This window comes from Kluyvera sp. 142486, assembly GCF_046569695.1.
In the GTDB taxonomy this organism is placed as follows: domain Bacteria; phylum Pseudomonadota; class Gammaproteobacteria; order Enterobacterales; family Enterobacteriaceae; genus Kluyvera.
Genome location: NZ_JBKHUI010000011.1, coordinates 69,080 through 91,148, shown reverse-complemented (window position 1 = coordinate 91,148; position 22,069 = coordinate 69,080). Strand labels below are relative to the sequence as shown.

The 22,069-nt window shown below is 56.2% G+C and carries 27 protein-coding genes; 19 read left to right on the top strand and 8 right to left on the bottom strand.

Annotated features, from left to right (window positions below; all coding sequences use genetic code 11):
- Positions 1-132: 132 nt before the first annotated feature.
- The 3 genes from fliD to fliT are packed head-to-tail and all read left to right on the top strand — an operon-like array spanning position 133 to position 2,351.
- Positions 133-1,542, top strand: coding sequence for a flagellar filament capping protein FliD (gene fliD, locus ACLGE8_RS13645; RefSeq protein ID WP_410999211.1), 1,410 nt, complete (start codon positions 133-135; stop codon positions 1,540-1,542).
- A 24-nt stretch (positions 1,543-1,566) separates the two neighbouring features.
- On the top strand, positions 1,567-1,977 hold the full coding sequence (gene fliS, locus ACLGE8_RS13640) for a flagellar export chaperone FliS (RefSeq protein WP_035894125.1): 411 nt from the start codon (positions 1,567-1,569) through the stop codon (positions 1,975-1,977).
- A complete protein-coding gene (fliT, locus tag ACLGE8_RS13635; RefSeq protein WP_185669452.1) occupies positions 1,977-2,351 on the top strand; it encodes a flagella biosynthesis regulatory protein FliT in 375 nt (124 codons plus the stop codon). Before fliS ends, fliT begins: the two co-directional genes overlap by 1 nt.
- Before the next feature lie 43 nt (positions 2,352-2,394).
- Here fliT and yedD read toward each other — a convergent pair whose 3' ends face one another.
- Both yedD and fliE read right to left on the bottom strand, forming a co-directional pair.
- Positions 2,395-2,808, bottom strand: a complete 414-nt coding sequence (gene yedD / locus ACLGE8_RS13630; protein WP_410999208.1) for a lipoprotein YedD — start codon at positions 2,806-2,808, stop codon at positions 2,395-2,397.
- A 216-nt stretch (positions 2,809-3,024) separates the two neighbouring features.
- A complete protein-coding gene (gene fliE / locus ACLGE8_RS13625) occupies positions 3,025-3,336 on the bottom strand; it encodes a flagellar hook-basal body complex protein FliE (protein ID WP_220439309.1) in 312 nt (103 codons plus the stop codon).
- A 215-nt stretch (positions 3,337-3,551) separates the two neighbouring features.
- On the opposite strand from fliE, the gene fliF reads away from it, so the two are divergent.
- The 14 genes from fliF (at position 3,552) to rcsA (ending at position 15,102) form a co-directional block, all read left to right on the top strand.
- Positions 3,552-5,222: a flagellar basal-body MS-ring/collar protein FliF gene (gene fliF / locus ACLGE8_RS13620; RefSeq protein WP_410999206.1), complete on the top strand. Its 1,671-nt coding sequence runs from the start codon at positions 3,552-3,554 to the stop codon at positions 5,220-5,222.
- On the top strand, positions 5,215-6,210 hold the full coding sequence (gene fliG / locus ACLGE8_RS13615; RefSeq protein WP_410999204.1) for a flagellar motor switch protein FliG: 996 nt from the start codon (positions 5,215-5,217) through the stop codon (positions 6,208-6,210). The genes fliF and fliG overlap by 8 nt, the downstream gene beginning before the upstream one ends.
- A complete protein-coding gene (gene fliH / locus ACLGE8_RS13610) occupies positions 6,203-6,901 on the top strand; it encodes a flagellar assembly protein FliH (RefSeq protein WP_410999203.1) in 699 nt (232 codons plus the stop codon). Before fliG ends, fliH begins: the two co-directional genes overlap by 8 nt.
- Positions 6,901-8,271: a flagellar protein export ATPase FliI gene (gene fliI, locus ACLGE8_RS13605; protein ID WP_410999202.1), complete on the top strand. Its 1,371-nt coding sequence runs from the start codon at positions 6,901-6,903 to the stop codon at positions 8,269-8,271. Before fliH ends, fliI begins: the two co-directional genes overlap by 1 nt.
- Positions 8,272-8,292: 21 nt before the next feature.
- Positions 8,293-8,736 (top strand): flagellar export protein FliJ, encoded by a 444-nt coding sequence (fliJ, locus tag ACLGE8_RS13600; protein ID WP_106929946.1) that lies wholly within the window; start codon positions 8,293-8,295, stop codon positions 8,734-8,736.
- Entirely contained in the window at positions 8,733-9,935 is a 1,203-nt protein-coding gene (locus tag ACLGE8_RS13595) for a flagellar hook-length control protein FliK (protein WP_410999201.1), read from the top strand. Before fliJ ends, ACLGE8_RS13595 begins: the two co-directional genes overlap by 4 nt.
- A 104-nt stretch (positions 9,936-10,039) precedes the next feature.
- Positions 10,040-10,507 carry a flagellar basal body-associated protein FliL gene (gene fliL, locus ACLGE8_RS13590; protein WP_220439315.1) on the top strand — a complete coding sequence of 156 codons (468 nt, stop codon included), beginning with the start codon at positions 10,040-10,042 and terminating at the stop codon, positions 10,505-10,507.
- Between the two features lie 4 nt (positions 10,508-10,511).
- Positions 10,512-11,516, top strand: coding sequence for a flagellar motor switch protein FliM (fliM, locus tag ACLGE8_RS13585; protein WP_410999198.1), 1,005 nt, complete (start codon positions 10,512-10,514; stop codon positions 11,514-11,516).
- Complete coding sequence (fliN, locus tag ACLGE8_RS13580) at positions 11,513-11,926, top strand: flagellar motor switch protein FliN (protein ID WP_185669461.1); 414 nt, start codon at positions 11,513-11,515, stop codon at positions 11,924-11,926. The genes fliM and fliN overlap by 4 nt, the downstream gene beginning before the upstream one ends.
- A gap of 121 nt (positions 11,927-12,047) precedes the next feature.
- Positions 12,048-12,383 (top strand): flagellar biosynthetic protein FliO, encoded by a 336-nt coding sequence (gene fliO / locus ACLGE8_RS13575; RefSeq protein WP_410999327.1) that lies wholly within the window; start codon positions 12,048-12,050, stop codon positions 12,381-12,383.
- Positions 12,383-13,120: a flagellar type III secretion system pore protein FliP gene (gene fliP / locus ACLGE8_RS13570; RefSeq protein WP_410999195.1), complete on the top strand. Its 738-nt coding sequence runs from the start codon at positions 12,383-12,385 to the stop codon at positions 13,118-13,120. The genes fliO and fliP overlap by 1 nt, the downstream gene beginning before the upstream one ends.
- Positions 13,121-13,129: 9 nt before the next feature.
- A complete protein-coding gene (fliQ, locus tag ACLGE8_RS13565) occupies positions 13,130-13,399 on the top strand; it encodes a flagellar biosynthesis protein FliQ (protein WP_062778154.1) in 270 nt (89 codons plus the stop codon).
- 5 nt (positions 13,400-13,404) lie between these two features.
- Positions 13,405-14,199: a flagellar biosynthetic protein FliR gene (gene fliR, locus ACLGE8_RS13560; protein ID WP_410999193.1), complete on the top strand. Its 795-nt coding sequence runs from the start codon at positions 13,405-13,407 to the stop codon at positions 14,197-14,199.
- Between the two features lie 279 nt (positions 14,200-14,478).
- On the top strand, positions 14,479-15,102 hold the full coding sequence (gene rcsA / locus ACLGE8_RS13555) for a transcriptional regulator RcsA (RefSeq protein ID WP_185669464.1): 624 nt from the start codon (positions 14,479-14,481) through the stop codon (positions 15,100-15,102).
- Positions 15,103-15,152: 50 nt separating this feature from the next.
- Here rcsA and dsrB read toward each other — a convergent pair whose 3' ends face one another.
- Complete coding sequence (gene dsrB, locus ACLGE8_RS13550; protein ID WP_185669465.1) at positions 15,153-15,341, bottom strand: protein DsrB; 189 nt, start codon at positions 15,339-15,341, stop codon at positions 15,153-15,155.
- Positions 15,342-15,514: 173 nt separating this feature from the next.
- On the opposite strand from dsrB, the gene ACLGE8_RS13545 reads away from it, so the two are divergent.
- The gene (locus ACLGE8_RS13545; protein WP_410999191.1) at positions 15,515-15,721 is read left to right on the top strand and encodes a DUF2525 domain-containing protein; all 207 of its coding nucleotides are present in this window, start codon (positions 15,515-15,517) and stop codon (positions 15,719-15,721) included.
- Between the two features lie 317 nt (positions 15,722-16,038).
- Here ACLGE8_RS13545 and dgcQ read toward each other — a convergent pair whose 3' ends face one another.
- The 3 genes from dgcQ to ACLGE8_RS13530 form a co-directional block, all read right to left on the bottom strand.
- Entirely contained in the window at positions 16,039-17,745 is a 1,707-nt protein-coding gene (gene dgcQ / locus ACLGE8_RS13540) for a cellulose biosynthesis regulator diguanylate cyclase DgcQ (RefSeq protein WP_410999189.1), read from the bottom strand.
- A gap of 160 nt (positions 17,746-17,905) precedes the next feature.
- Positions 17,906-18,085, bottom strand: a complete 180-nt coding sequence (locus tag ACLGE8_RS13535; protein ID WP_410999187.1) for a YodC family protein — start codon at positions 18,083-18,085, stop codon at positions 17,906-17,908.
- A 77-nt stretch (positions 18,086-18,162) separates the two neighbouring features.
- Positions 18,163-19,074 carry a DUF808 family protein gene (locus tag ACLGE8_RS13530; RefSeq protein WP_410999185.1) on the bottom strand — a complete coding sequence of 304 codons (912 nt, stop codon included), beginning with the start codon at positions 19,072-19,074 and terminating at the stop codon, positions 18,163-18,165.
- Between the two features lie 175 nt (positions 19,075-19,249).
- Here ACLGE8_RS13530 and yedA point away from each other — a divergent pair, with 175 nt between their 5' ends.
- Positions 19,250-20,161, top strand: a complete 912-nt coding sequence (yedA, locus tag ACLGE8_RS13525) for a drug/metabolite exporter YedA (protein ID WP_410999183.1) — start codon at positions 19,250-19,252, stop codon at positions 20,159-20,161.
- On the opposite strand, the gene ACLGE8_RS13520 is transcribed toward yedA, so the two are convergent.
- Together ACLGE8_RS13520 and ACLGE8_RS13515 are read right to left on the bottom strand one after the other, a co-directional pair.
- Complete coding sequence (locus ACLGE8_RS13520) at positions 20,136-20,630, bottom strand: very short patch repair endonuclease (protein ID WP_410999181.1); 495 nt, start codon at positions 20,628-20,630, stop codon at positions 20,136-20,138. The two genes, yedA and ACLGE8_RS13520, sit on opposite strands and share 26 nt — an antisense overlap.
- Positions 20,611-22,032 (bottom strand): DNA cytosine methyltransferase, encoded by a 1,422-nt coding sequence (locus ACLGE8_RS13515; RefSeq protein ID WP_410999179.1) that lies wholly within the window; start codon positions 22,030-22,032, stop codon positions 20,611-20,613. Before ACLGE8_RS13515 ends, ACLGE8_RS13520 begins: the two co-directional genes overlap by 20 nt.
- Positions 22,033-22,069 lie beyond the last annotated feature (37 nt).

Here is a 22,069-nt window from a genome sequence, read left to right as displayed (position 1 = left end):
AGCCACCGAAATACTCTTTTCTCTGGCGCTTATTCGCGCCATTAAAAAAAAACAATTAAGCGTAAACTTTGACGCATTCAGGCCGATAACCCAGACATTCATTCTACGTGTCGACACATTTAAGGAATAAAAATGGCAAGCATTTCTTCATTGGGGATCGGATCGGGCCTGAAGCTGAGCGACATTCTGGATAGCCTGACCGCAGCTGAAAAAGCCACGTTAACGCCTATTACCAAACAGCAAACCTCCTACTCCGCTAAGCTCAGCGGCTACGGCACGTTGAAAAGCTCGCTGGAAGCGTTCCAGACCGCCAACACCGCGCTGTCTAAAGCCGACCTGTTTACCGCCACCACCACCGCCAGCTCGACTACCGCCTTTAGCGCCACCACTACCGGTAACGCCATTGCGGGTAAATACACTATCAGCGTTACGCAGCTGGCGCAGGCACAAACCCTGACTACCAGCGCAACGCAAAAAGACAGCAAAACGGCCATTGCTACCAGCGACAGCGTCCTGACCATTCAACAGGGCGGCGACAAAAAGCCGGTGACCATCGATATCAGCGCAGCAAACTCCTCGTTAACCGGGATCCGCGATGCTATCAACAATGCCAAAGCGGGCGTCAGCGCCAGTATCATTAACGTCGGGGGTGCCTACCGTTTGTCGATCACGTCGAACGACACCGGTAAAGATAACGGCATGACGCTGAGCGTCAGCGGCGACAGTGCGCTGCAGAGCTTTATGGGCTATAACGGCACCAAAGGCGATGCCGCTAACGGCATGTTAGAGAGCGTGACGGCGCAAAACGCCGAGCTGACGGTGAACAACGTTGCCATTGAAAACAGCAGCAACACCATTAGCGATGCGCTGGAAGACATTACGCTGAACCTCAATGATGTCACCACCGGCAACCAGACGCTGACCATCACCCAGGATACGACAAAAGCACAAGCGGCGGTAAAAGCGTGGGTGACCGCCTACAACGCCCTGCAGGATACCTTCAGCAGTCTGACCAAATATACTGCGGTTGATCCAGGTTCAGATAGTCAGAACGCCAACAACGGTGCCTTGATTGGTGATACTACGTTACGCACCATTCAGACCCAGCTAAAGAGCGCGCTGAGCAATACACTGAGCACCTCTTCTTACAAAACGTTGGCCCAGATTGGTATCACCTCCGACCCAAGTACCGGCGAGCTGGAAGTCGATGACGACAAACTCAGCGCCGCGCTGAAAAAAGACTCCTCCGCCGTTGGCACCCTGATCGTCGGCGACGGCAAAAAAACCGGTATCACTACCACCATCGGCAGCAACCTGACCAGCTGGCTCTCCAGCACTGGGATCATTCAGGCCGCTAAAGATGGCGTCAGCAAAACGCTGAACAAACTGACCAAAGACTATAACGCCGCCAGCGATCTGATCGATCAGAAAGTCGCGCGCTATAAAGATCAATTTACTCAACTGGACGTGCTGATGACCTCGTTAAATAACACCAGTAACTATTTAACGCAGCAGTTCGAATCTACCAGCAATTCCAAGTAATCATTCTTAACCAGGAGAGACATCATGTACGGGGCAAAAGGTACGCAGGCCTACGCACAGATTGGAGTAGAAAGCGCCGTGATGAGCGCCAGCCAGCAGCAGCTTGTCAGCATGCTGTTCGACGGCGCGCTCAGCGCGCTGATTCGCGCCCGCCTGTTTATGCAGGACGGCAATCTGCAGGGCAAAGGGCTTTCACTGTCGAAGGCAATTAACATCATCGAAAATGGCCTGAAAATCGGCCTTGATGAAGAGAGCCGCGATGAGCTGACGCAGAATCTGTTAGCGCTCTACGCCTATATGGTGAGACGACTTCTGCAGGCCAACCTGCACAATGACACCGGTGCCGTTGAAGAGGTGGAAAACCTCATGCGCAATATCGCCGATGCCTGGAAGGAATCTCTCCTTACGCCTAATTTGATTCAGGACGCCGTATAATGAGCTATGCACCGCACCTTTATCTCGCGTACCAACATCTGGTCGAAAAAAGCAACAGGATGCTGAGACTTGCTACGGAAGGACTATGGGATGAACTGATTGCCAGTGAAATGGAATACGTTAATGCGGTGCAAAAGATTGCTCAGTTAACCCAGATAAGTGAACCTACCGACCCTGTTCAGGAGCAGCTTCGTCCGCTGCTGCGCACGGTACTGGATAATGAAAACACCGTAAAACGTCTGCTACAGGCGCGCATGGATGAACTGGCCAAACTGGTGGGACAATCGTCGATCCAAAAGTCGGTGATGTCGACCTATGGCAAACAGGGGGGCCAGGTGCTGGTACCTCAGGATAATGTCGATCTGAACCATTAACAGGGTTCGCTCCGGCAACGGTTTGTGCCGGAGCGACAGCGCCTTACGGCAGTACGGACGGCAGCGGCGCTTTGGTCAGCGCAGCGGCACATTCTACCGTTGGACGTTCGACGCGCTGTAGCGCCATCCCATCATACTTCAACGTATTACCATCGCGCTTCACCGCGTAGACATCCAGCTTATCGGTGACGTTATAGACGTCCGCATCACGCAGCATCAGTTTCCCCGGAACAGCAATCACACGCTGCCACTGGCGACAGTCCAGGGTATCGCCATCACGGGTAACAATCAGGCTGCCCATCGCTTCGGGGCTCACCAACGCGCTTTGCGGGCCAACCGACTGCCAGTACCCTGCCAGCCCCGCCGGTGCCGGGGCTTTTACCACGGCGGAGTAATCGGTGATCTGCGCACAACCTGCCAGCGTTAACAGCGCCGCCACAATGGCTAATTTTTTCATTATTCGTCCTGTTCCGGGAGAAAAAAACAGAAACATTATAGCGTTAAACCGACTACCGTTTCACGGTAATTGACCATTGGCGTTTGCCAGATGAAAGGAAAAAGTCAGAAAGGGAAATGCCCGTTGTAGGCCGGATAAGCAAAGCGCCATCCGGCACTACAAAACACTGTTGCCGGATGGCGGCGTAAACGCCTTATCCAGCCTACACACTCAATATTAAACCTGCATGCCCATCACGTCCTGATACGCGCTCACCAGCTTATTGCGCACCTGAATCCCCATCTGCAGCGAGACCGACGCTTTTTGCAAGTCGGTCATCACATCGTTCAGCGCGATGCCCGGCTCCCCCAGCGAAAACTTCTCCGCCTGCGCCTTCGCGCTGTTTTGCGTTTCGCTCACCCGATCCAACGCGGCGTGAAGCTGCCCGGCAAAGCTGATGCTTGGTTGCGTATCCACGCTCTGATTGCGCGCCATCGCCGCCGTGGCCTGCAGCTGTGACAGAACACCTTCAATACCCTGAATCGCCATATGAACTCCCGGATTGTGTTTAACTTGGAGACGAGCTTACCAGTTTGTCAATAAGATAAAGGCGCTAAATAGCACCATAAAAATGGGTTATTTGGCCCATCAAATTTCCTAAAGAAACAAATAATGGCATGGCTATCTTTATGTGTTCTGACCTGGGAGTCTGCTTTGTTTTCGTTAACGTTTAACGCCATTGATCAGGATCGACGAGGTGCGCAATGAGCGCGAGTGCTACGGCTACACCACAAAATAAAACCTTAGAGTGGGTCAACCGCCTGCGCGCGAATCCTAAAATTCCACTGATGGTCGCCAGCGCAGCTGCGGTGGCCGTACTGGTGGCGATGGTGCTGTGGGCAAAAACCCCGGACTATCGTACGCTGTTCAGCAACCTGTCCGATCAGGACGGCGGGGCCATCGTCACGCAGTTAACCCAGATGAACGTCCCCTACCGCTTTGCCGATAACGGCGGCGCGCTGGAAGTACCTGCGGATAAAGTTCACGAACTGCGTCTGCGCCTGGCGCAGATTGGCCTGCCGAAGGGCGGCGCGGTTGGCTTTGAGCTGCTCGACCAGGAAAAATTCGGCATCAGCCAGTTCAGCGAGCAGGTGAACTACCAGCGCGCGCTGGAGGGCGAACTGGCCCGTACCATTGAAACCCTCGGCCCGGTGAAAAGCGCTCGCGTGCACTTAGCCATGCCGAAGCCATCGCTGTTCGTCCGTGAACAAAAATCCCCTTCCGCCTCCATCACCGTCAACCTGGAACCGGGTCGCGCGCTCGATGAAGGCCAGATTTCTGCCGTGGTGCATCTGGTGTCCAGCGCCGTAGCGGGCTTACCGCCGGGTAACGTGACGCTGGTCGATCAGGGCGGCCATCTGCTGACCCAGTCCAATACCAACGCCCGTGACCTCAACGATGCGCAGTTAAAATACACCGCCGACGTGGAAGGCCGCGTTCAGCGCCGTATCGAAGCCATTCTGGGGCCGATTGTCGGCAACGGCAACGTCCACGCGCAGGTTACCGCCCAGCTTAACTTCGACAATAAAGAACAAACCGACGAGCAGTATCGCCCGAACGGCGATGCCAGCCAGGCAGCGGTGCGTTCCCGTCAGGTCAGCGAAAGCGATCAGGTAGGCAGCCCTTATCCGGGCGGTGTACCGGGCGCGTTAGCCAACACCCCGGCTCCGGCACCTTCGGCTCCGATCAGCACGCCGCCAGCCAATCAGGCTAACGGCCAGACCGCCGCGAACCGGAATACCACCACCACCGGCCCGCGTAATACGCAGCGCAATGAAACCAGCAACTACGAGCTTGATCGCACCATCATGCACACCAAAAAGAACGTTGGCGATATCCAGCGTCTGTCGGTGGCCGTGGTGGTCAACTATCGCAATCTGCCGGACGGTAAACCGCTGCCGCTGACCAGCGATCAGATGAAGCAGATTGAAGATCTGACCCGCGAAGCGATGGGCTTCTCCACCACCCGTGGCGACACCCTGAATGTGGTCAACTCACCGTTTAACGATACTGATGAAAGCGGCGGCGAACTGCCGTTCTGGAAGCAGCAGTCGTTTATCGATCAGCTGTTGTCCGCCGGTCGTTGGTTACTGGTGCTGATCGTTGCCTGGCTGCTGTGGCGTAAAGCGATTAAACCGCAGCTCCAGCGTCGCGAAGCTCTCGCATTGGCCGCTGCCGAGCAGACCAAAGTTAAGCAAGAAACGCAGCAGGCCGTTGAGGTCCGCCTCAGCAAAGATGAACAGACCCAGCAGCGCCGTGCTAATCAGCGCCTGAGCGCTGAGGTGATGAGCCAGCGTATCCGCGAAATGTCTGATAACGATCCGCGCGTGGTAGCGCTGGTCATTCGCCAATGGATGAATAACGACCATGAGTAACCTGTCAGGAATCGATAAAAGCGTCATTTTGCTGATGACGATTGGCGAAGACCGCGCGGCGGAGGTGTTTAAGCACCTCAGCACCCGCGAAGTACAGCAGTTGAGTACCGCGATGGCGGGCGTGAAGCAGATCTCTAATCAACAGCTGACCGACGTGCTGGCCGAGTTCGAGCAAGAGGCCGAGCAGTTCGCGGCGCTGAGCGTCAACGCCAACGAATATCTGCGTACGGTGCTGGTGAAAGCGCTGGGCGAAGAGCGTGCCGCCAGCCTGCTGGAGGATATTCTCGAAACCCGCGAAACCACCAGCGGCATCGAAACGCTCAACTTTATGGAGCCACAGAGCGCCGCCGATATTATCCGCGACGAGCACCCGCAGATTATCGCCACCATCCTCGTGCACCTCAAACGTGCTCAGGCGGCGGATATTCTGGCGCTGTTCGACGAACGTCTGCGTCACGATGTGATGCTGCGTATCGCCACCTTCGGCGGTGTGCAGCCGGCGGCGCTGGCGGAGTTGACCGAAGTGCTGAACAACCTGCTCGACGGCCAGAACCTCAAGCGCAGCAAAATGGGCGGCGTGAGAACGGCTGCCGAAATTATCAACCTGATGAAAACGCAGCAGGAAGAGGCGGTTATTACCGCAGTACGCGAATTCGACGGCGATCTGGCGCAGAAAATTATCGACGAGATGTTCCTGTTCGAAAACCTGGTCGAGGTCGACGATCGCAGTATCCAGCGCCTGCTGCAGGAAGTGGACTCCGAATCGCTGCTTATTGCCCTCAAAGGTTCCGAGCCGCCGTTGCGCGAGAAGTTCCTGCGCAATATGTCCCAGCGCGCGGCCGACATTCTGCGCGACGATCTGGCCAACCGTGGCCCGGTCCGTCTGTCTCAGGTCGAGAACGAACAGAAAGCCATCCTGCTTATTGTGCGTCGTCTGGCGGAAACCGGCGAGATGGTGATTGGCAGCGGAGACGACACCTATGTCTGATACCACGCCGTGGAAAGTCTGGCAGCCTGACGATCTCTCGCCGCCGATGGAAATGGAGTTTACCCCGCTCTCCCTCGATGAGCCGAGTGAAGAGCAGGAGGAGATCTCCGCTGAACAGCTACAGCAGCAGCAACTGGCTCAGCTGCAGATTCAGGCCCACGAACAGGGCTACCAGGCCGGTCTGCGTGAAGGTCACGCCGCCGGTCAGCAGCAGGGCTATCAGGAAGGTCTGGCACAAGGGCTCGAACAGGGCCTGGCGCAGGCTAAACAGGAGCAGGCCCCCATTCACGCCCGGATGCAGCAGCTGGCGAGCGAGTTTCAGCATACGCTGGATACCCTCGACAGCGTGATTGCCTCGCGCCTGATGCAGATGGCGCTGGAAGCGGCGCGACAGATTGTCGGCCAGGTACCGGTGGTGGATAACACCGCGCTGATTAAGCAGATCCAATCATTACTCCAGCAAGAACCGCTGTTCAGCGGTAAACCCCAGCTGCGCGTCAGCCCGGAAGATCTGCCGCGCGTTGAGGAGATGCTCGGCGCCACACTCAACCTGCACGGCTGGCGTCTGCGCGGTGACCCGACGCTGCACCCCGGCGGCTGCAAAGTCTCCGCCGATGAAGGCGATCTCGATGCCAGCGTCGCCACGCGCTGGCAGGAACTGTGCCGCCTGGCGGCACCGGGAGCCTGCTGATGACCGTGCGCCTGACCCGCTGGCTGAATACGCTCGACAATTTTGAAGCGCGCATCGCGCAGTTGCCTGCCGTGCGCCGCTACGGTCGCCTGACTCGCGCCACCGGGCTGGTGCTGGAAGCCACTGGGTTGCAGCTACCGCTTGGCGCGACCTGCATTATTGAACGCCAGCAAGGGGCAGAGATGCAGGAAGTGGAGGCCGAAGTGGTCGGCTTCAACGGTCATCGCCTGTTTTTAATGCCGCTTGAAGAGGTGGAAGGCATTCTGCCCGGCGCGCGCGTCTATGCCCGTAACACCGCCGGCGATGGCCTGCAAAGCGGTAAACAGCTGCCGCTTGGCCCGGCCCTGCTGGGCCGCGTGCTGGACGGCAGCGGCAAACCACTCGACGGCCTGCCAGCCCCCGATACCACCGAAACCGGGGCGCTGATCACCGCGCCGTTTAACCCCTTACAGCGCACGCCGATTGAGCACGTGCTGGATACCGGCGTACGGCCGATCAACGCCCTGCTCACCGTCGGGCGCGGCCAGCGTATGGGGCTGTTTGCTGGCTCCGGCGTCGGTAAGAGCGTGCTGCTCGGCATGATGGCCCGCTATACCCGCGCCGACGTGATTGTCGTCGGGCTAATCGGCGAACGTGGCCGTGAAGTGAAAGACTTTATCGAGAACATTCTCGGCATCGAAGGCCGTGCGCGTTCGGTGGTGATTGCCGCCCCGGCGGACGTCTCTCCCCTGCTGCGTATGCAGGGTGCCGCCTACGCGACCCGCGTGGCGGAAGATTTCCGCGACCGTGGTCAGCACGTTCTGCTGATCATGGATTCCCTGACCCGCTACGCGATGGCGCAGCGTGAGATCGCGCTGGCGATCGGCGAACCACCGGCTACCAAAGGCTATCCGCCCTCCGTGTTTGCCAAACTGCCCGCGCTGGTTGAACGTGCGGGCAACGGTATCACCGGCGGTGGTTCAATCACCGCGTTTTATACCGTACTGACCGAAGGCGACGATCAGCAGGACCCAATTGCCGACTCCGCGCGCGCCATCCTTGATGGCCATATCGTGCTGTCGCGTCGGCTGGCAGAGGCCGGGCACTACCCGGCGATTGATATTGAAGCGTCAATCAGTCGCGCGATGACCGCGCTCATCAGCGAAGAGCATTACGCTCGGGTGCGCAACTTTAAGCAGCTGCTCTCGAGCTTCCAGCGTAACCGCGACCTGATAAGCGTCGGCGCGTACGCCAAGGGCAGCGATCCGATGCTCGACAGGGCCATTACGCTCTGGCCGCATCTGGAAGCATTTTTACAGCAAGGCATTCTTGAAAAAGCAGACTGGGAATCTTCAATCCAGGCCCTGGAATTGATCTTCCCATCGTCATAGTGAAGCAAGAGGATCACAAATATGGCGCAGCACGGTGCATTAGCAACGCTGAAAGAATTGGCAGAAACCGACGTAGACAACGCCGCCCTGGTACTGGGCGAGATGCGCCGCGGCTGCCAGCAGGCGGAAGAACAGCTCAAAATGTTGATGGACTATCAACTGGAATACCAGAACAGCCTGAATAACGACATGACGCAGGGCATTGCCAGCCTGCGATGGCAGAACTACCAGCAGTTTATTCAGACGCTGGAAAAAGCCATCGATCAGCACCGTCAGCAGTTGGTTCAGTGGAATAACAAAGTGGAACAGGCGCTGAATTTCTGGCGCGAGAAAAAACAGCGCTTGCAGGCATGGCAGACGCTCCAGGACCGACAAGCCTCTGCCGCGCTGCTGGCAGAAAACCGTCTTGATCAGAAAAAAATGGATGAGTTTGCCCAACGCGCAACCTTGAGGAAACCCGAATGATTACTCTGCCTAACCTTGCTGTTAGCGATGCGAACCTTGCAGGTGCGGACGCGACGGCGAAAACCCCGGGGTCTCCCGAGGATTTTCTGGCGCTGTTGGCAGGCGCATTAACCCAAAGTGCCGATCCAAATGGTGCCAAAACCGCACTGTTGACCGGCGACGATGCAAAAAGCCTGCGCGATATTAAAGTTCAGGGACAGTCATTGACCAAATGGCTGGTTCAGCAGGAAGCCACGCGTGCCAACGCTGGCACCGAGCCTGACCTCGATTTAACAACCTCGAGCGACGCGCAGTCGCTGCTCAGCTCGCTGGCAGCCCACCTGAAAGGTGAGCTAGCTGCCGACAAAACCGGTATTGCCGATGCGAAGAGTGACGACGATACCACTGAGAGCAAACTCAGCGACGATGACCTTAAAAGTCTCAGCGCGTTAATGGCAATGCTGCCAGTCACCCCGCCGACTCAGCAGGCGGCGACCGTCACCGCGCCTGTGCAAAATGGTGACACGCTTAGTTCGCTGACCACCGCACTCAGCCGTGGTGGTGCAAAATCTCAGGGCTTTGTGGATGTCAAAGGCACGCCGACCACGCAAACGGGCGTTGATGCTCGCACGCTGCCCGCCGATTCCGCCTTTGTGATCCCAACGCAGAAAGCAGAATCCGAAAGCGTCTCAAGCCCAACGGCCGCAACCGCTGCGCTGGCGCCGGTCGCCAACCAGAACCATGCGGCACCGGTTCTTCCGACAGCGGCTACGGCAAATATTCGCGCCCAGCTTGGCACCCCGGACTGGCAGCAGAACGTGAGCCAGCACATCACGCTCTTTACCCGTTCGGGCCAACAGACCGCCGAACTGCGCCTGCATCCGGAATCGCTCGGTCAGGTTCACATTACGCTGAAGGTGGAAGACAACCTGGCGCAAATCCAGATGGCTTCCCCGCACAGCCACGTTCGCGCTGCGCTGGAAGCCGCGCTGCCGGTGCTGCGTACGCAGCTTGAGGGGAACGGTATACAGCTGGGACAGAGTAATATCAGCAGCGATGGTTTTGCCGGGCAGCAGCAACAGCCTTCATCACAACAGTCGTTTTCCGCGCGTAGCAACGCTGACGGCCGTGAAAATCAGGACGACAATGAACTTCTTGTCGTCCCTGCCGCCCTGCAATCCGCCGCGCGCGGAGACAATGCGGTAGACATCTTTGCTTAAACGCCCGAGGTAACACGATTATTCCCGTCTTTTCCACGCTTTGACCCGCGCGGGAGGCGGGATAATCATCGGATAAGCAGTAGTAAAAAGGAAGACCGCATCAGATGACTGACACCGCTATCAATAAAAAGAGCAAACGCTCCCTCTGGATCCCCCTGCTGGTGCTGGTAACGCTCGCCGCCTGCGCCACCGCTGGCTACAGCTACTGGCGTTTAACCAACAAAGCGGAGACCGCCGCGCCAAAAGAAGCGCCGCCGCCCGCCGCGCCGGTCTTCTTCCCGCTGGATACCTTTACCGTCAATCTCGGCGATGCCGACCGCGTGCTGTACGTTGGCGTCACGCTGCGCATGAAGTCTGAGACCGACCGCGCCCGGCTGAATGACTATCTGCCGGAAGTGCGCAGCCGTATGCTCCTGCTGCTCTCACGCCAGGATGCGACTAAGCTTGCTACTGATGATGGTAAAAAACAGCTCGCCGCCGAGATTAAAGAGACGCTGAGCGCGCCGTTAATTGCCGGTCAGCCGAAACAGAACATCACTGACGTGCTGTATACAGCCTTTATTTTGCGATAGCACCATGGGCGATAGCATTCTTTCTCAGGCCGAAATTGACGCGCTGTTGAACGGCGACAGCGACAATCCTAACGAACCGCAGGCACGCGCTACGGGCGAAGATGATATTCGCCCCTACGATCCCAATACCCAGCGACGCGTCGTCCGCGAGCGTCTGCAGGCGCTGGAGATCATCAATGAGCGTTTTGCCCGCCACTTCCGTATGGGGCTGTTCAACCTGCTGCGCCGTAGCCCGGACATCACCGTGGGGGCGATTCGCATTCAGCCCTACCACGAGTTTGCCCGCAACCTGCCGGTGCCGACCAACCTTAACCTGATCCATCTGAAGCCGCTGCGCGGCACCGGTCTGGTGGTGTTCTCGCCAAGCCTGGTGTTTATCGCCGTGGATAACCTGTTTGGTGGCGATGGGCGTTTTCCAACCAAAGTAGAAGGTCGCGAGTTCACCCATACCGAGCAGCGGGTCATCAACCGCATGCTGAAGCTGGCGCTGGAAGGCTATAGCGACGCATGGAAAGCGATTAACCCGCTGGAAGTGGAGTACGTACGATCGGAGATGCAGGTGAAGTTCACCAATATCACCACCTCACCGAACGACATTGTGGTGAATACTCCGTTCCACGTGGAGATTGGCAACCTGACCGGCGAGTTTAATATCTGCCTGCCGTTCAGCATGATCGAGCCGCTGCGCGAACTGTTGGTCAACCCGCCGCTGGAAAACTCGCGCCATGAAGATCAGAACTGGCGCGAAAACCTGGTGCGCCAGGTGCAGCATTCCGAGCTGGAACTGGTAGCAAACTTCGCCGATATCTCGCTTCGACTTTCACAAATACTCAAACTACAACCCGGTGATGTGCTGCCGATAGAGAAGCCCGATCGCATTATTGCGCACGTCGACGGCGTGCCGGTGCTAACCAGCCAGTACGGCACGGTTAACGGGCAATATGCGCTGCGCGTAGAACATTTGATCAACCCGATTTTGAATTCGCTGAACGAGGAACAGCCCAAATGAGTGATATGAATACTCCACCCGATGACAACAGCGGATCCGTGGACGATCTGTGGGCTGACGCGCTGAACGAACAGAAAACGACCAGCAGCAAAAGCGCTGCCGATGCGGTATTCCAGCAACTGGGCGGCGGTGACGTCAGCGGCACGCTGCAGGATATCGATCTGATCATGGATATTCCGGTCAAGCTGACCGTTGAGCTGGGGCGTACCCGGATGACCATCAAAGAACTGCTGCGCCTGACGCAGGGTTCCGTGGTGGCGCTGGACGGTCTGGCCGGCGAGCCGCTGGACATCCTGATCAACGGCTATCTGATTGCCCAGGGTGAAGTCGTGGTCGTGGCCGACAAGTACGGCGTACGCATCACCGACATCATTACGCCGTCAGAACGTATGCGCCGCCTGAGCCGTTAAGATGAGCACCAACCACGCTGCACTACCCGCACCTGCTGCCCACGCCGCCGCGCCGTCAAGCCACGGTGCGGCGGCTGCACCGGCCACCACGCCGGTGACCGTTGCCCATGTCAATGAACCCATGACCTCACCATTGATTCAGGTGAGCGGCGCATTGCTGGGCATTATTGTCTTGATTCTGGCCGCCGCGTGGGTAGTCAAACGCGTGATGCCTGGTGCGATGAGAAATCAGGCCGCTAGCGGGCTGAAAGTGAGCGCCAGCGCTTCGCTTGGCACTCGCGAACGCGTCGTCATTGTGAACGTCGACGACGCGCGTCTGGTGCTTGGCGTCACCGCCCAGCAGGTCACGCTGCTGCATAAACTGCCGCCTGCGCCGACCGATAGCCAGCCGCAGGCCACTGCACCTGAATTTGCTTCACTGATGAAAAATATGCTTAAGCGTCCCGGGAGATCCTGATGCGTCGTATTTATTCCCTTGCGCTGAGCGGGCTGTTACTGCTGTCGCCTTCTGCTTTTGCTGAACTTCCTGGCCTCATCAGCCAACCGCTGGCGAACGGCGGCCAGAGCTGGTCGCTGCCGATTCAGACGCTGGTATTTATTACCTCGCTGACCTTTCTTCCGGCCATTTTGCTGATGATGACCAGCTTCACCCGTATCATCATCGTCTTCGGCCTGCTGCGCAGCGCCCTGGGCACACCGTCCGCGCCGCCTAACCAGGTACTGCTGGGGCTGGCGCTGTTCCTCACCTTTTTCATCATGTCGCCGGTCATCGATAAGGTTTACACCGACGCCTATCAGCCGTTCAGCGAAGACAAAATTACGATGCAGGACGCGCTGGAAAAAGGGGCGCAGCCGCTACGTGAATTTATGCTCCGCCAGACGCGTGAAGCCGACCTGGCGCTGTTTGCCCGGCTGGCCAACAGCCAGCCGATTCAGGGGCCAGAAGCGGTGCCGATGCGCATCCTGCTCCCGGCTTACGTCACCAGCGAGCTGAAAACCGCCTTCCAGATTGGCTTCACCATTTTTATCCCATTCCTGATTATCGACCTGGTGATCGCCAGCGTACTGATGGCGCTGGGGATGATGATGGTGCCCCCCGCTACTATCGCGCTACCGTTTAAGCTAATGCTGTTTGTGCTGGTTGACGGCTGGCAACTGCTGGTCGGTTCGCTGGCGCAGAGTTTTTACAGTTAAGGAGTACCCATGACCCCTGAATCCGTCATGATGATGGGCACCGAAGCGATGAAGGTAGCGCTGGCACTGGCCGCTCCGCTGCTGCTGGTCTCGCTGGTGACCGGTTTGATTATCAGTATCCTGCAGGCGGCGACGCAGATTAACGAAATGACGCTGTCGTTCATTCCCAAAATCATCGCCGTGTTTATCGCGATCATCGTCGCCGGGCCGTGGATGCTTAATCTGCTGCTGGACTACGTGCGCACGCTGTTCAGCAACCTGCCCTATATCATCGGCTAAGCGCAATGCTCAATGTTACCAGCGACCAGTGGCTCTCCTGGCTCAGCCTCTATTTCTGGCCGCTGCTGCGCGTGCTGGCGCTGGTCACCACCGCGCCGATTTTGAGCGAGCGCTCGGTACCTAAACGCGTCAAGGTGGGGTTGGGCGTCATTATCACCCTCGTTATCGCCCCTTCTTTGCCGGTGGTGGAAGTGCCCATTTTCTCGGCAACCGCGCTCTGGCTGGCGCTACAGCAGATTCTTATCGGCATTGCGCTCGGGTTTACCATGCAGTTTGCTTTTGCCGCGATACGCTACTGCGGCGAGATTATCGGCCTGCAAATGGGGCTGTCATTTGCGACGTTTGTCGACCCTGGCAGCAACCTCAACATGCCGATCCTGGCGCGTATTATGGATATGCTCGCCCTGCTGCTGTTTTTAGTATTTAACGGCCATTTGTGGCTGATTTCGCTGCTGGTCGACACCTTCCACACCCTGCCCATCGGCGGCGAGCCCATCAACAGCAACGCGTTTCTGGCGCTAACCCGCGCGGGCGGCATGATTTTCCTCAACGGACTGATGCTAGCGCTGCCGATCATCACTCTGCTGCTAACGGTTAACCTGGCGCTGGGGATGCTCAACCGCATGACGCCGCAGCTGTCGGTCTTCGTTATCGGTTTTCCCATTACCCTCACCGTCGGTATTCTACTGATGGCCGCATTAATGCCGCTTATCGCACCGTTCTGCGAGCACTTATTTAGCGAGATATTTGATCTATTAGCAGATATTATCAGTGAGTTACCACGCATAAATTCTCCATAATGCCCCCCTGGTTATTATAAGGAAATTCCTAAAGTCAAACGTAAAAAACATCTACCAGCATATCGCTGGCGCGGGTTATTTGTTTTTAGGTCTTTCACATAACATAACATTTACTTTACTTTGAGATGATTCCTGGCAAATTATACGTAACTTTACGGGATAGTTGATGCCGCCTGTTCGTCTTCATCCTCTTGTTTTTTTATTTTTCCAGGTTCGTTGCGGCGATGAAGTTCGAAGGCAATGGGTTAATTATCGTTACGCATTGAGTGAGGGTATGCCATGTCAACGATTATTATGGATTTATGTAGTTATACGCGGCTAGGGTTAACCGGATACCTGGCCAGTCGTGGGGTAAAAAAACGTGATATTGACAATGTAGATAACGTCGACGGACTCGCTGAGATCTGTGCTGCTCGCGGTCCGGCTGTCGTGTTTATTAATGAGGACTGCTTCATTCATGATGTGCAGAGTAGTCTGCATATTAAGCAGATCATTAATCAACACCCCAGGACGTTGTTCATTGTTTTTATGGCGATTGCCAATATACATTTTGACGAATATCTAATGGTGCGCAGTAATCTGCTAATTAGTTCTAAATCAATAAAACCCGAAACGCTCGATAGCATCCTGGGGAATTATCTGAAAAAAGAAACGGCAGAAGTAAAGCAAACTAATATCTCTACCCTGTCATTAAGTCGGACGGAATCCAGCATGCTGAAAATGTGGATGTCAGGACAGGGAACGATACAAATATCCGATCAGATGAATATTAAAGCTAAAACCGTATCGTCACATAAGGGTAATATTAAAAAGAAAATAAAAACGCATAACAAGCAGGTTATCTATCATGTTGTTCGTCTGGCGGAAAATGTCACCTCCGGCATCTACGTCAATATGCGCTAGGACAACGACAGCAGGGAAACTGGCGGTATCGCTACCGCCAGATGATTCAATTACGCTTCGCTCTCCACGAAAATGCCATCAGGGTGCCCCGACTCGTTGAAGAACCAGATCCCCAGCGGATAATCCTCCAGCGACACCAGATACATCGTGCCTTCGTTAAACTGCTCAATTGCCAGCACGACACCGGAGCGACGCGGCCCCCCATCTGTCTTGACCGTCACACGATCGTTAACTTGCATAAACGTCATCTCCTGAGTGGTTTAGCCCAGTTTAGAACAAAATGACCGCGCTGACAGCGCCCCGCTGCATAAGTGCTTAATTCTCATTCACATTGACAAAATCGCTCAAATTTTGAGCAATATTATTCATCAGATGTATACTTATACAGGGACGGAAATAAAGGGTATCTGTGATGAAGATGGCGATTGACCCCCGAGGGGTAAACGTTGATGCGCTGCTGGCAGCTATCAACGAAATCAGCGAAAGCGAAATCCACCGCGCGACTGATGACCCACACCACGTGAGCGTCGACGGCCGCGAATACCATACCTGGCGCGATCTGGCGGAAGCCTTTGAGTTGGATATCCACGATTTCAGTGCCACGGAAATCACACGCTGAATGGAAAAAAAATCCCGACACGCGAGCGTCGGGATCAACCTTGCCTAAGCAAGAAGCATTGAAATATTCGTTACATCAGGAAACCTGACGTGGATGAAACATTATCGTCGTTTATGTCAAATGACAAGAATTATTCACCTAATAAATTAATATGACAGCGTAGTCGTGCTTACGTAGACAATTCGCTAACATAATGATAAATCAGGAATATAGCATTTTTATTTTCAGATTTGCGCCACCCAGGCTTTGAGATTAATCCCATTCAACCGGGATTCCATAAGTGAAACTTATATTTCATGCCGTGATTAATCACCCTGCTAGCCATCTTTCGCGCAGACCTGATTTCGCCCACCGGTTTTAGCCTGATACAGGCGCTTGTCGGCAATAGATTGCAGGTGCTGGAAGTCGTACTGTTCCAGTTCTTCACTACTGCATACGCCCAGCGACGCGCTCACCCGAATAGTCTGTTTTCTGGCAATCAGGATTTCCCGACTGTTGATGCTGTCCCGGATACGTTCGGCAATCACCTCCGCCTGCGCCAGCGACGTGCCTGGCAGCACGATACAAAATTCCTCCCCGCCGACTCGGCCCGCAATATCGTCCTGGCGGATCTTATTGAGGATCACCCGGCCGATATGAATCAGCACCCGGTCACCTGCCTGATGGCCAAAGCGGTCGTTAATGCTTTTGAAATGATCCAGATCGAGTTGGATCACCGCCAGCGGTTCACCGGCCCGCTGGCAGGTTGCTAGCGCCATACCCGCGCGCTCAAATAGTGACCCACGGTTGTAGAGGCGGGTGAGCATATCGTGCCACGCGCGCCACTCAAGTGAATCCTGCAACGAGGACATATTCCGCACCATACGGCGGATAACCATCCAGGAGATCAGCAGCATAGCGGTAAACAGCAGCCACAGCAGCGTGATGGCAATACTGATGGAGCCGAAATCACCGCGAATCCCCTCTTCCAGAGAGTGAATGCGCAGCAGTACGCCGTCAAAATTCCGCAGTTTCTCCCAGCTGATATAGCGCGACAACTGGCGCACACTGCCTTCATTTTCCGATTCGTAGGCCCGCGCCAGCTGTGCCTGGACTTCCTGCGACAGCTGGTTGTGCTTTGATTTATCGGGTTCAGAAGAGGCAATCAGGTTCATGCGTCGGTCATAAAGCTGATATTCACCTTCATCCTCCCCTTCCACCGCGCGCGTGAGAAACTGGGTCATTTCGCTGACCGAGAGCTGAATGGCCAGCACGCCAAACCAGTACTGCTGATAATCAAGCGGCACCGCTGCCGTGACGGTCTGCGCCACCGGCGTTTTATCGCGGCTAAAGGTGGTTTGCCACTTAACGCCCCGCTCCGGGTTATCTCGCTGCGACTGCTGGATAAACCACGGGCTGGTTGCCAGTCGATAGTAATACTCCGTGATGCTGCCTTCCTGCGTCGGTTCGGTACTGAGATAAAAACCGGCGCGTGAGACGTACAGCATATGAGTTTCAAAACGCGCCAGATGCTGACGCGTCATCGCCGACAGACGCAGCAGATAACCAAGCTCAATGGCGGCCATAAACTCGTTGCCCAGCAGCGGATTATCGCGAGAGAGCAGGTTAGTGTGTTCAACAAACTCATCGGATACGCCGTTCAGCGGCAGCGTACGGTTGTTGTTCAGGGAGATACGCCAGTCGGCCTGCCCGCGCTGGCGCTCAAACTCTTGCTCGGCGGTACGCAACACTTCGAACGCCAGCGGAATTTGCAGCGCTGATTGCATGCCGTTGCGGAAAAACATCAGCCGGTCGGTATTGAACTGCAGCTGCGCGTCCATATCGTTGGTGACGTTCTTCAGATTATTACGCTGGCTGGAGATATAGGCGTCTTCAAGCACGATGGTTTCGCGCCAGGTCAGCAGCGTTGAAAAGAACAACACCACCAGAAAGCAGATATTCACCACTCGGTCTGGACGAATACGGTGCGTTAACTTTGCCCACCAGCCTGCGGGGGTTACTGTCGTCACGTTCACGGGTGGCACAATTGCGCTCCCACACTCTCGTTTGGGCCGAGCACCCGATACTGTTCTATACTTGCCTGCTGCAGATAATTCATGGTGCTCCACGACGACATACTATGACAAAGCGCCAGAATAATGCGGCGCTAAACCGCCCGGCAAGCGCCGGGCGCAAAGGTAGAGACTAAACTTGCTCCTGCGGAGGAATCTCGCCTGGGATCAACTCGTCTTCGCGGAATGCCTCCCGCTTAACGCCAAAGCCGTCATACCAGCGACACTCCACCATCCCGCTGGCATACCCCGTTACAACCATCCGCGGCCCACCGTTTTTGGGCCTGACTTCATCACTGACCAAAAAGACCATTGTTGCCTCCGGTATCAGGGTGAAACTGTTTCACCTTAGCCGATCCACAGACGGTTTGCGTACCGGAACCGCACTTTTTATGCGTCGGTTTTTCGCCAGCGTGAGACCAGATTCACCGCCGCCAGCACCACCGCGCCAATAATAAAACCGAGCACCAGGTTAGCGAACGTCGGCACCAGCGCAGCAAGCCATGCGCCCTGCTGGGCAGCAAACGCTTCGATAGCATGATGCACCGGTGCCACGCCGTGAACCACGATGCCGCCGCCGACCAAAAACATCGCCAGCGTGCCCACCACCGATAGCGTTTTCATCAGCCAGGGGGCAACCACCAACAGCCCTTTACCCACGCCTTGCGCCAGCGCGTTGCGCTTCTCCACCAGCCAGTAGCCCATATCATCGAGCTTCACAATCACGCCGACCAGGCCATACACGCCGATGGTCACCAGAATGGCGATGCCGGATAAAATCAGCACCTGATTGAGCAGCGGCGCTTCCGCCACGATGCCGAGAGTGATGGCAACGATTTCGGCGGAGAGAATAAAATCGGTGCGAATAGCGCCTTTGACTTTGTCCCGCTCGTAAAGGGCGGGGTCCTGCTGTGCTATCGCTTCCAGTCGTTTCTGACGCGCGGCATCATCACCTTTATGCTTACGTTCATGAAGGGTATGCAGCACCTTCTCCACGCCTTCAAAACAGAGGTACGCGCCGCCAATCATCAACAGTGGCGTCACGGCCCACGGAATAAACGCGCTGATGAGCAGCGCCAGCGGCACCAGAATGACCTTGTTGAGCAGCGACCCTTTCGCCACGCTCCACACCACCGGCAGCTCCCGGTTGGCCCGCACGCCAGACACCTGCTGGGCGTTCAGCGACAAATCATCCCCCAACACACCAGCGGTTTTCTTCGCCGCCAGTTTCCCCATCATCGAGATATCATCCAGCAAGGTGGCGATGTCATCTAACAAGGTTAATAAGCTACTTCCTGCCACAAATGTCTTCCTTCATTTTTTTAGTGATAACAAAGTATGAAGCAAAATCGCGCGGGGTGTAAGAGATACATATTTGCAACATAAAAACAACATCAAGCCCTGAATTAAAGCACTCGCCAGCGCGGTAGTTTTGGCGTTTACTATCTGCCTGCTTGCTATTTTGCCGTGAGGAAGTATGCGTTTTAAACAACTGTTACCGCTGATAGGCGCGCTGTTCGCGCTGTACATTATCTGGGGCTCAACTTACTTTGCCATCAGCATTGGCGTTGCCAGCTGGCCCCCCTTAATGATGGCGGGCATTCGCTTCCTGTCGGCGGGCGTGGTGTTAATGGGGTTTCTGCTCGCTACCGGTCATCGCTTACCGGCGCGCAAGCCGCTTTTCAATGCCGCCATCATTGGCGTGCTGCTCCTGGCGGTGGGTAACGGGATGGTAACCGTCGCGGAACATCAGAACGTACCTTCCGGTATCGCCGCCGTGATGGTTGCCACCGTACCTTTATTTACCCTCTGCTTTAGCCGTTTTTTTGGCATTGCTACCCGCAAGCTGGAGTGGCTGGGGATTGCCATTGGTCTCGCAGGCATTGTGCTGCTCAACAGCGGCGGCAACCTCAGCGGCAACCCGTGGGGCGCATTGATGATCCTGATTGGTTCGTTGAGCTGGGCGTTTGGTTCGGTGTACGGATCGCGTATTGAACTGCCGACCGGCATGATGGCAGGCGCCATCGAGATGCTGGCCGCCGGCATTGTCCTGATGGTCGCCTCGCTGCTCAGCGGTGAGCGTTTAACCACCCTGCCGAGCCTGCACGGTTTTCTGGCGGTGGGCTATCTGGCGGTCTTTGGCTCAATCATTGCCATCAACGCCTATATGTATTTGATTCGCAACGTCACGCCAGCGGTGGCAACCAGCTATGCCTACGTCAACCCGGTAGTCGCCGTGCTGTTAGGCACCGGCTTTAACGGTGAGCACCTCTCCGGTACCGAGTGGGTGGCGCTGGCAATTATCATTGCCGCCGTGGTGTTGGTGACGCTGGGGAAATATCTCTTCCCGGCAAAAGCCGCCGCTATTCCCTGCCAGACCCAGAAGTAAAACTCAGGCGGGAAATTCCCTGAATACCGATCTGCGCGCTGCCTTCTCCGCCGCAGATCCACTCCTCCAGCCGCTCGCACAGCGCGGCGTCCGTGAGCTTCTCACGCCCGCGCAACGCGCACTCCCATACCACCAGCACGCGCCAGCCCAGAGCGACGAGCTGACGCATAACCCGCTCGTCTCGAGCTACGTTGGCGCCAATTTTGCTCAGCCAGAAGTCGGTGCGCGTCGCGGGCACTTTAAACAGATAGCAGTCGTGGTGATGCCAGAAGCAACCGTGGGTGAATATCACGCAGCGGTAGTCATCGAGGGTAAAATCGGGACGGCCCGGCAGGCACGTGTCCTGCGCGAGCCACTGCAGGCCAAGGCTATCCAGCAGCACGGCCACCCGTTTTTCAATCGCCGTATTCTGCGCGCCGATGGCGCGCATATTCTTGCTGCGGGTGGCCTTATCGTGAACGTCCGTCATCGCCGGTTTCCGAGTCACGCCGCGCCACCGCCTGCAAAATGCGCGACTGCAAAAGGCGTGCAACGGCGGCAAACACCGGCACAATAACCGAGTTGCCAAACTGCCGGTACGCCTGGGTATCCGACACCGGAATACGAAAACCGTAGCCCTGCGGTGATTCAAAGCCCATCAGGCGAGCGCACTCGCGCGGCGTCAGGCGACGTGGACGATGCAGCTGATTGTGCGGATCGTCAAAGTGCTTTTCACCCAGCGCGCGATCCCAGCCGCGGTCGATAAGGATCTCCGCGCCGTCTTTGTAATAGCGCGCCGATAACGTCCGCGCCACGCTGCTGGCGCGCGTGGGGTCCACCAGACCGTAACCGAATCCGTTCCCCTTCTCCTGGTGCTTACGCGCATAGCGGTAGAGATATTTCCACAGTACCGGGGTGAGGATAAATTTCGGGTTAACGTTCGGCTCCAGCAGTTCGCCAAAGGTCGGGCGCTGCGCCGGATAGAGCGCCGGAATATCCCGTAAGGTGAAGCCATTGTGCAGCCCTAAATCACGGCGAAAACCGACCAGAACAATGCGCTCGCGGTGCTGGGGCAGGAAGTTCTGACCATCGATGATTTTCGGGTCATCGGCCCCCATATCGGCGGCGTCGGAGACTTCATAGCCCAGTTCATCCAGCGTCTGCATAATAATGCGGAAGGTTTTGCCGTTATCGTGGCTCTTCAGGTTTTTGACATTTTCCAGCACAAAGATAGGCGGCCTGCGGGCATCAATAATCCGCACCACGTCGAAAAACAGCGTGCCCTGGGTGTCGCAGGCAAAGCCGTGCGCCCGGCCCAATGCATTCTTTTTTGATACCCCCGCCAGCGAGAACGGCTGACACGGGAAGCCCGCCAGCAGCACGTCATGCTGAGGAATTGACGCCCGGATATGTTCCTGAGCGTCACGGTCGCTGATGTCAGGCTGATTGCTCAGCGTCACATCACGAATATCGGCATTAAACCGATGCTCTGCCGGGTCGCAGTACCAGTTGGCTTTGTAGGTGCGCACCGCGTGCTTGTTCCACTCGCTGGTAAACACGCACTGGCCGCCAATCGCTTCAAAACCGTGACGAATGCCGCCGATACCCGCAAAAAGATCGACAAAGCGAAACGCATATTTCGGGTGATGTTTCGGCGGTTTCGGTAGCAGAGAAGCCAGATGGGCGCACTCATTTTCACTCAGACGCGTGTTGGCCCTCGACAGAGTCACCACGCGTTTGACGATAGCCGGGCTCCAGTGCTGTTCCCCCACAGCGCTAAGCTCAGCGACAACGGTCTTTAGATCGTAAATCTCCAGAATATGCTCAAGCAGCGTCTGAGCATCCGGTGCGTCTAACGACGCGCCCTCGTGTGATAAGACTCGTTGTTGCATAAATTTGACCAGATACAGAAAAAGAAAAATAAACCTG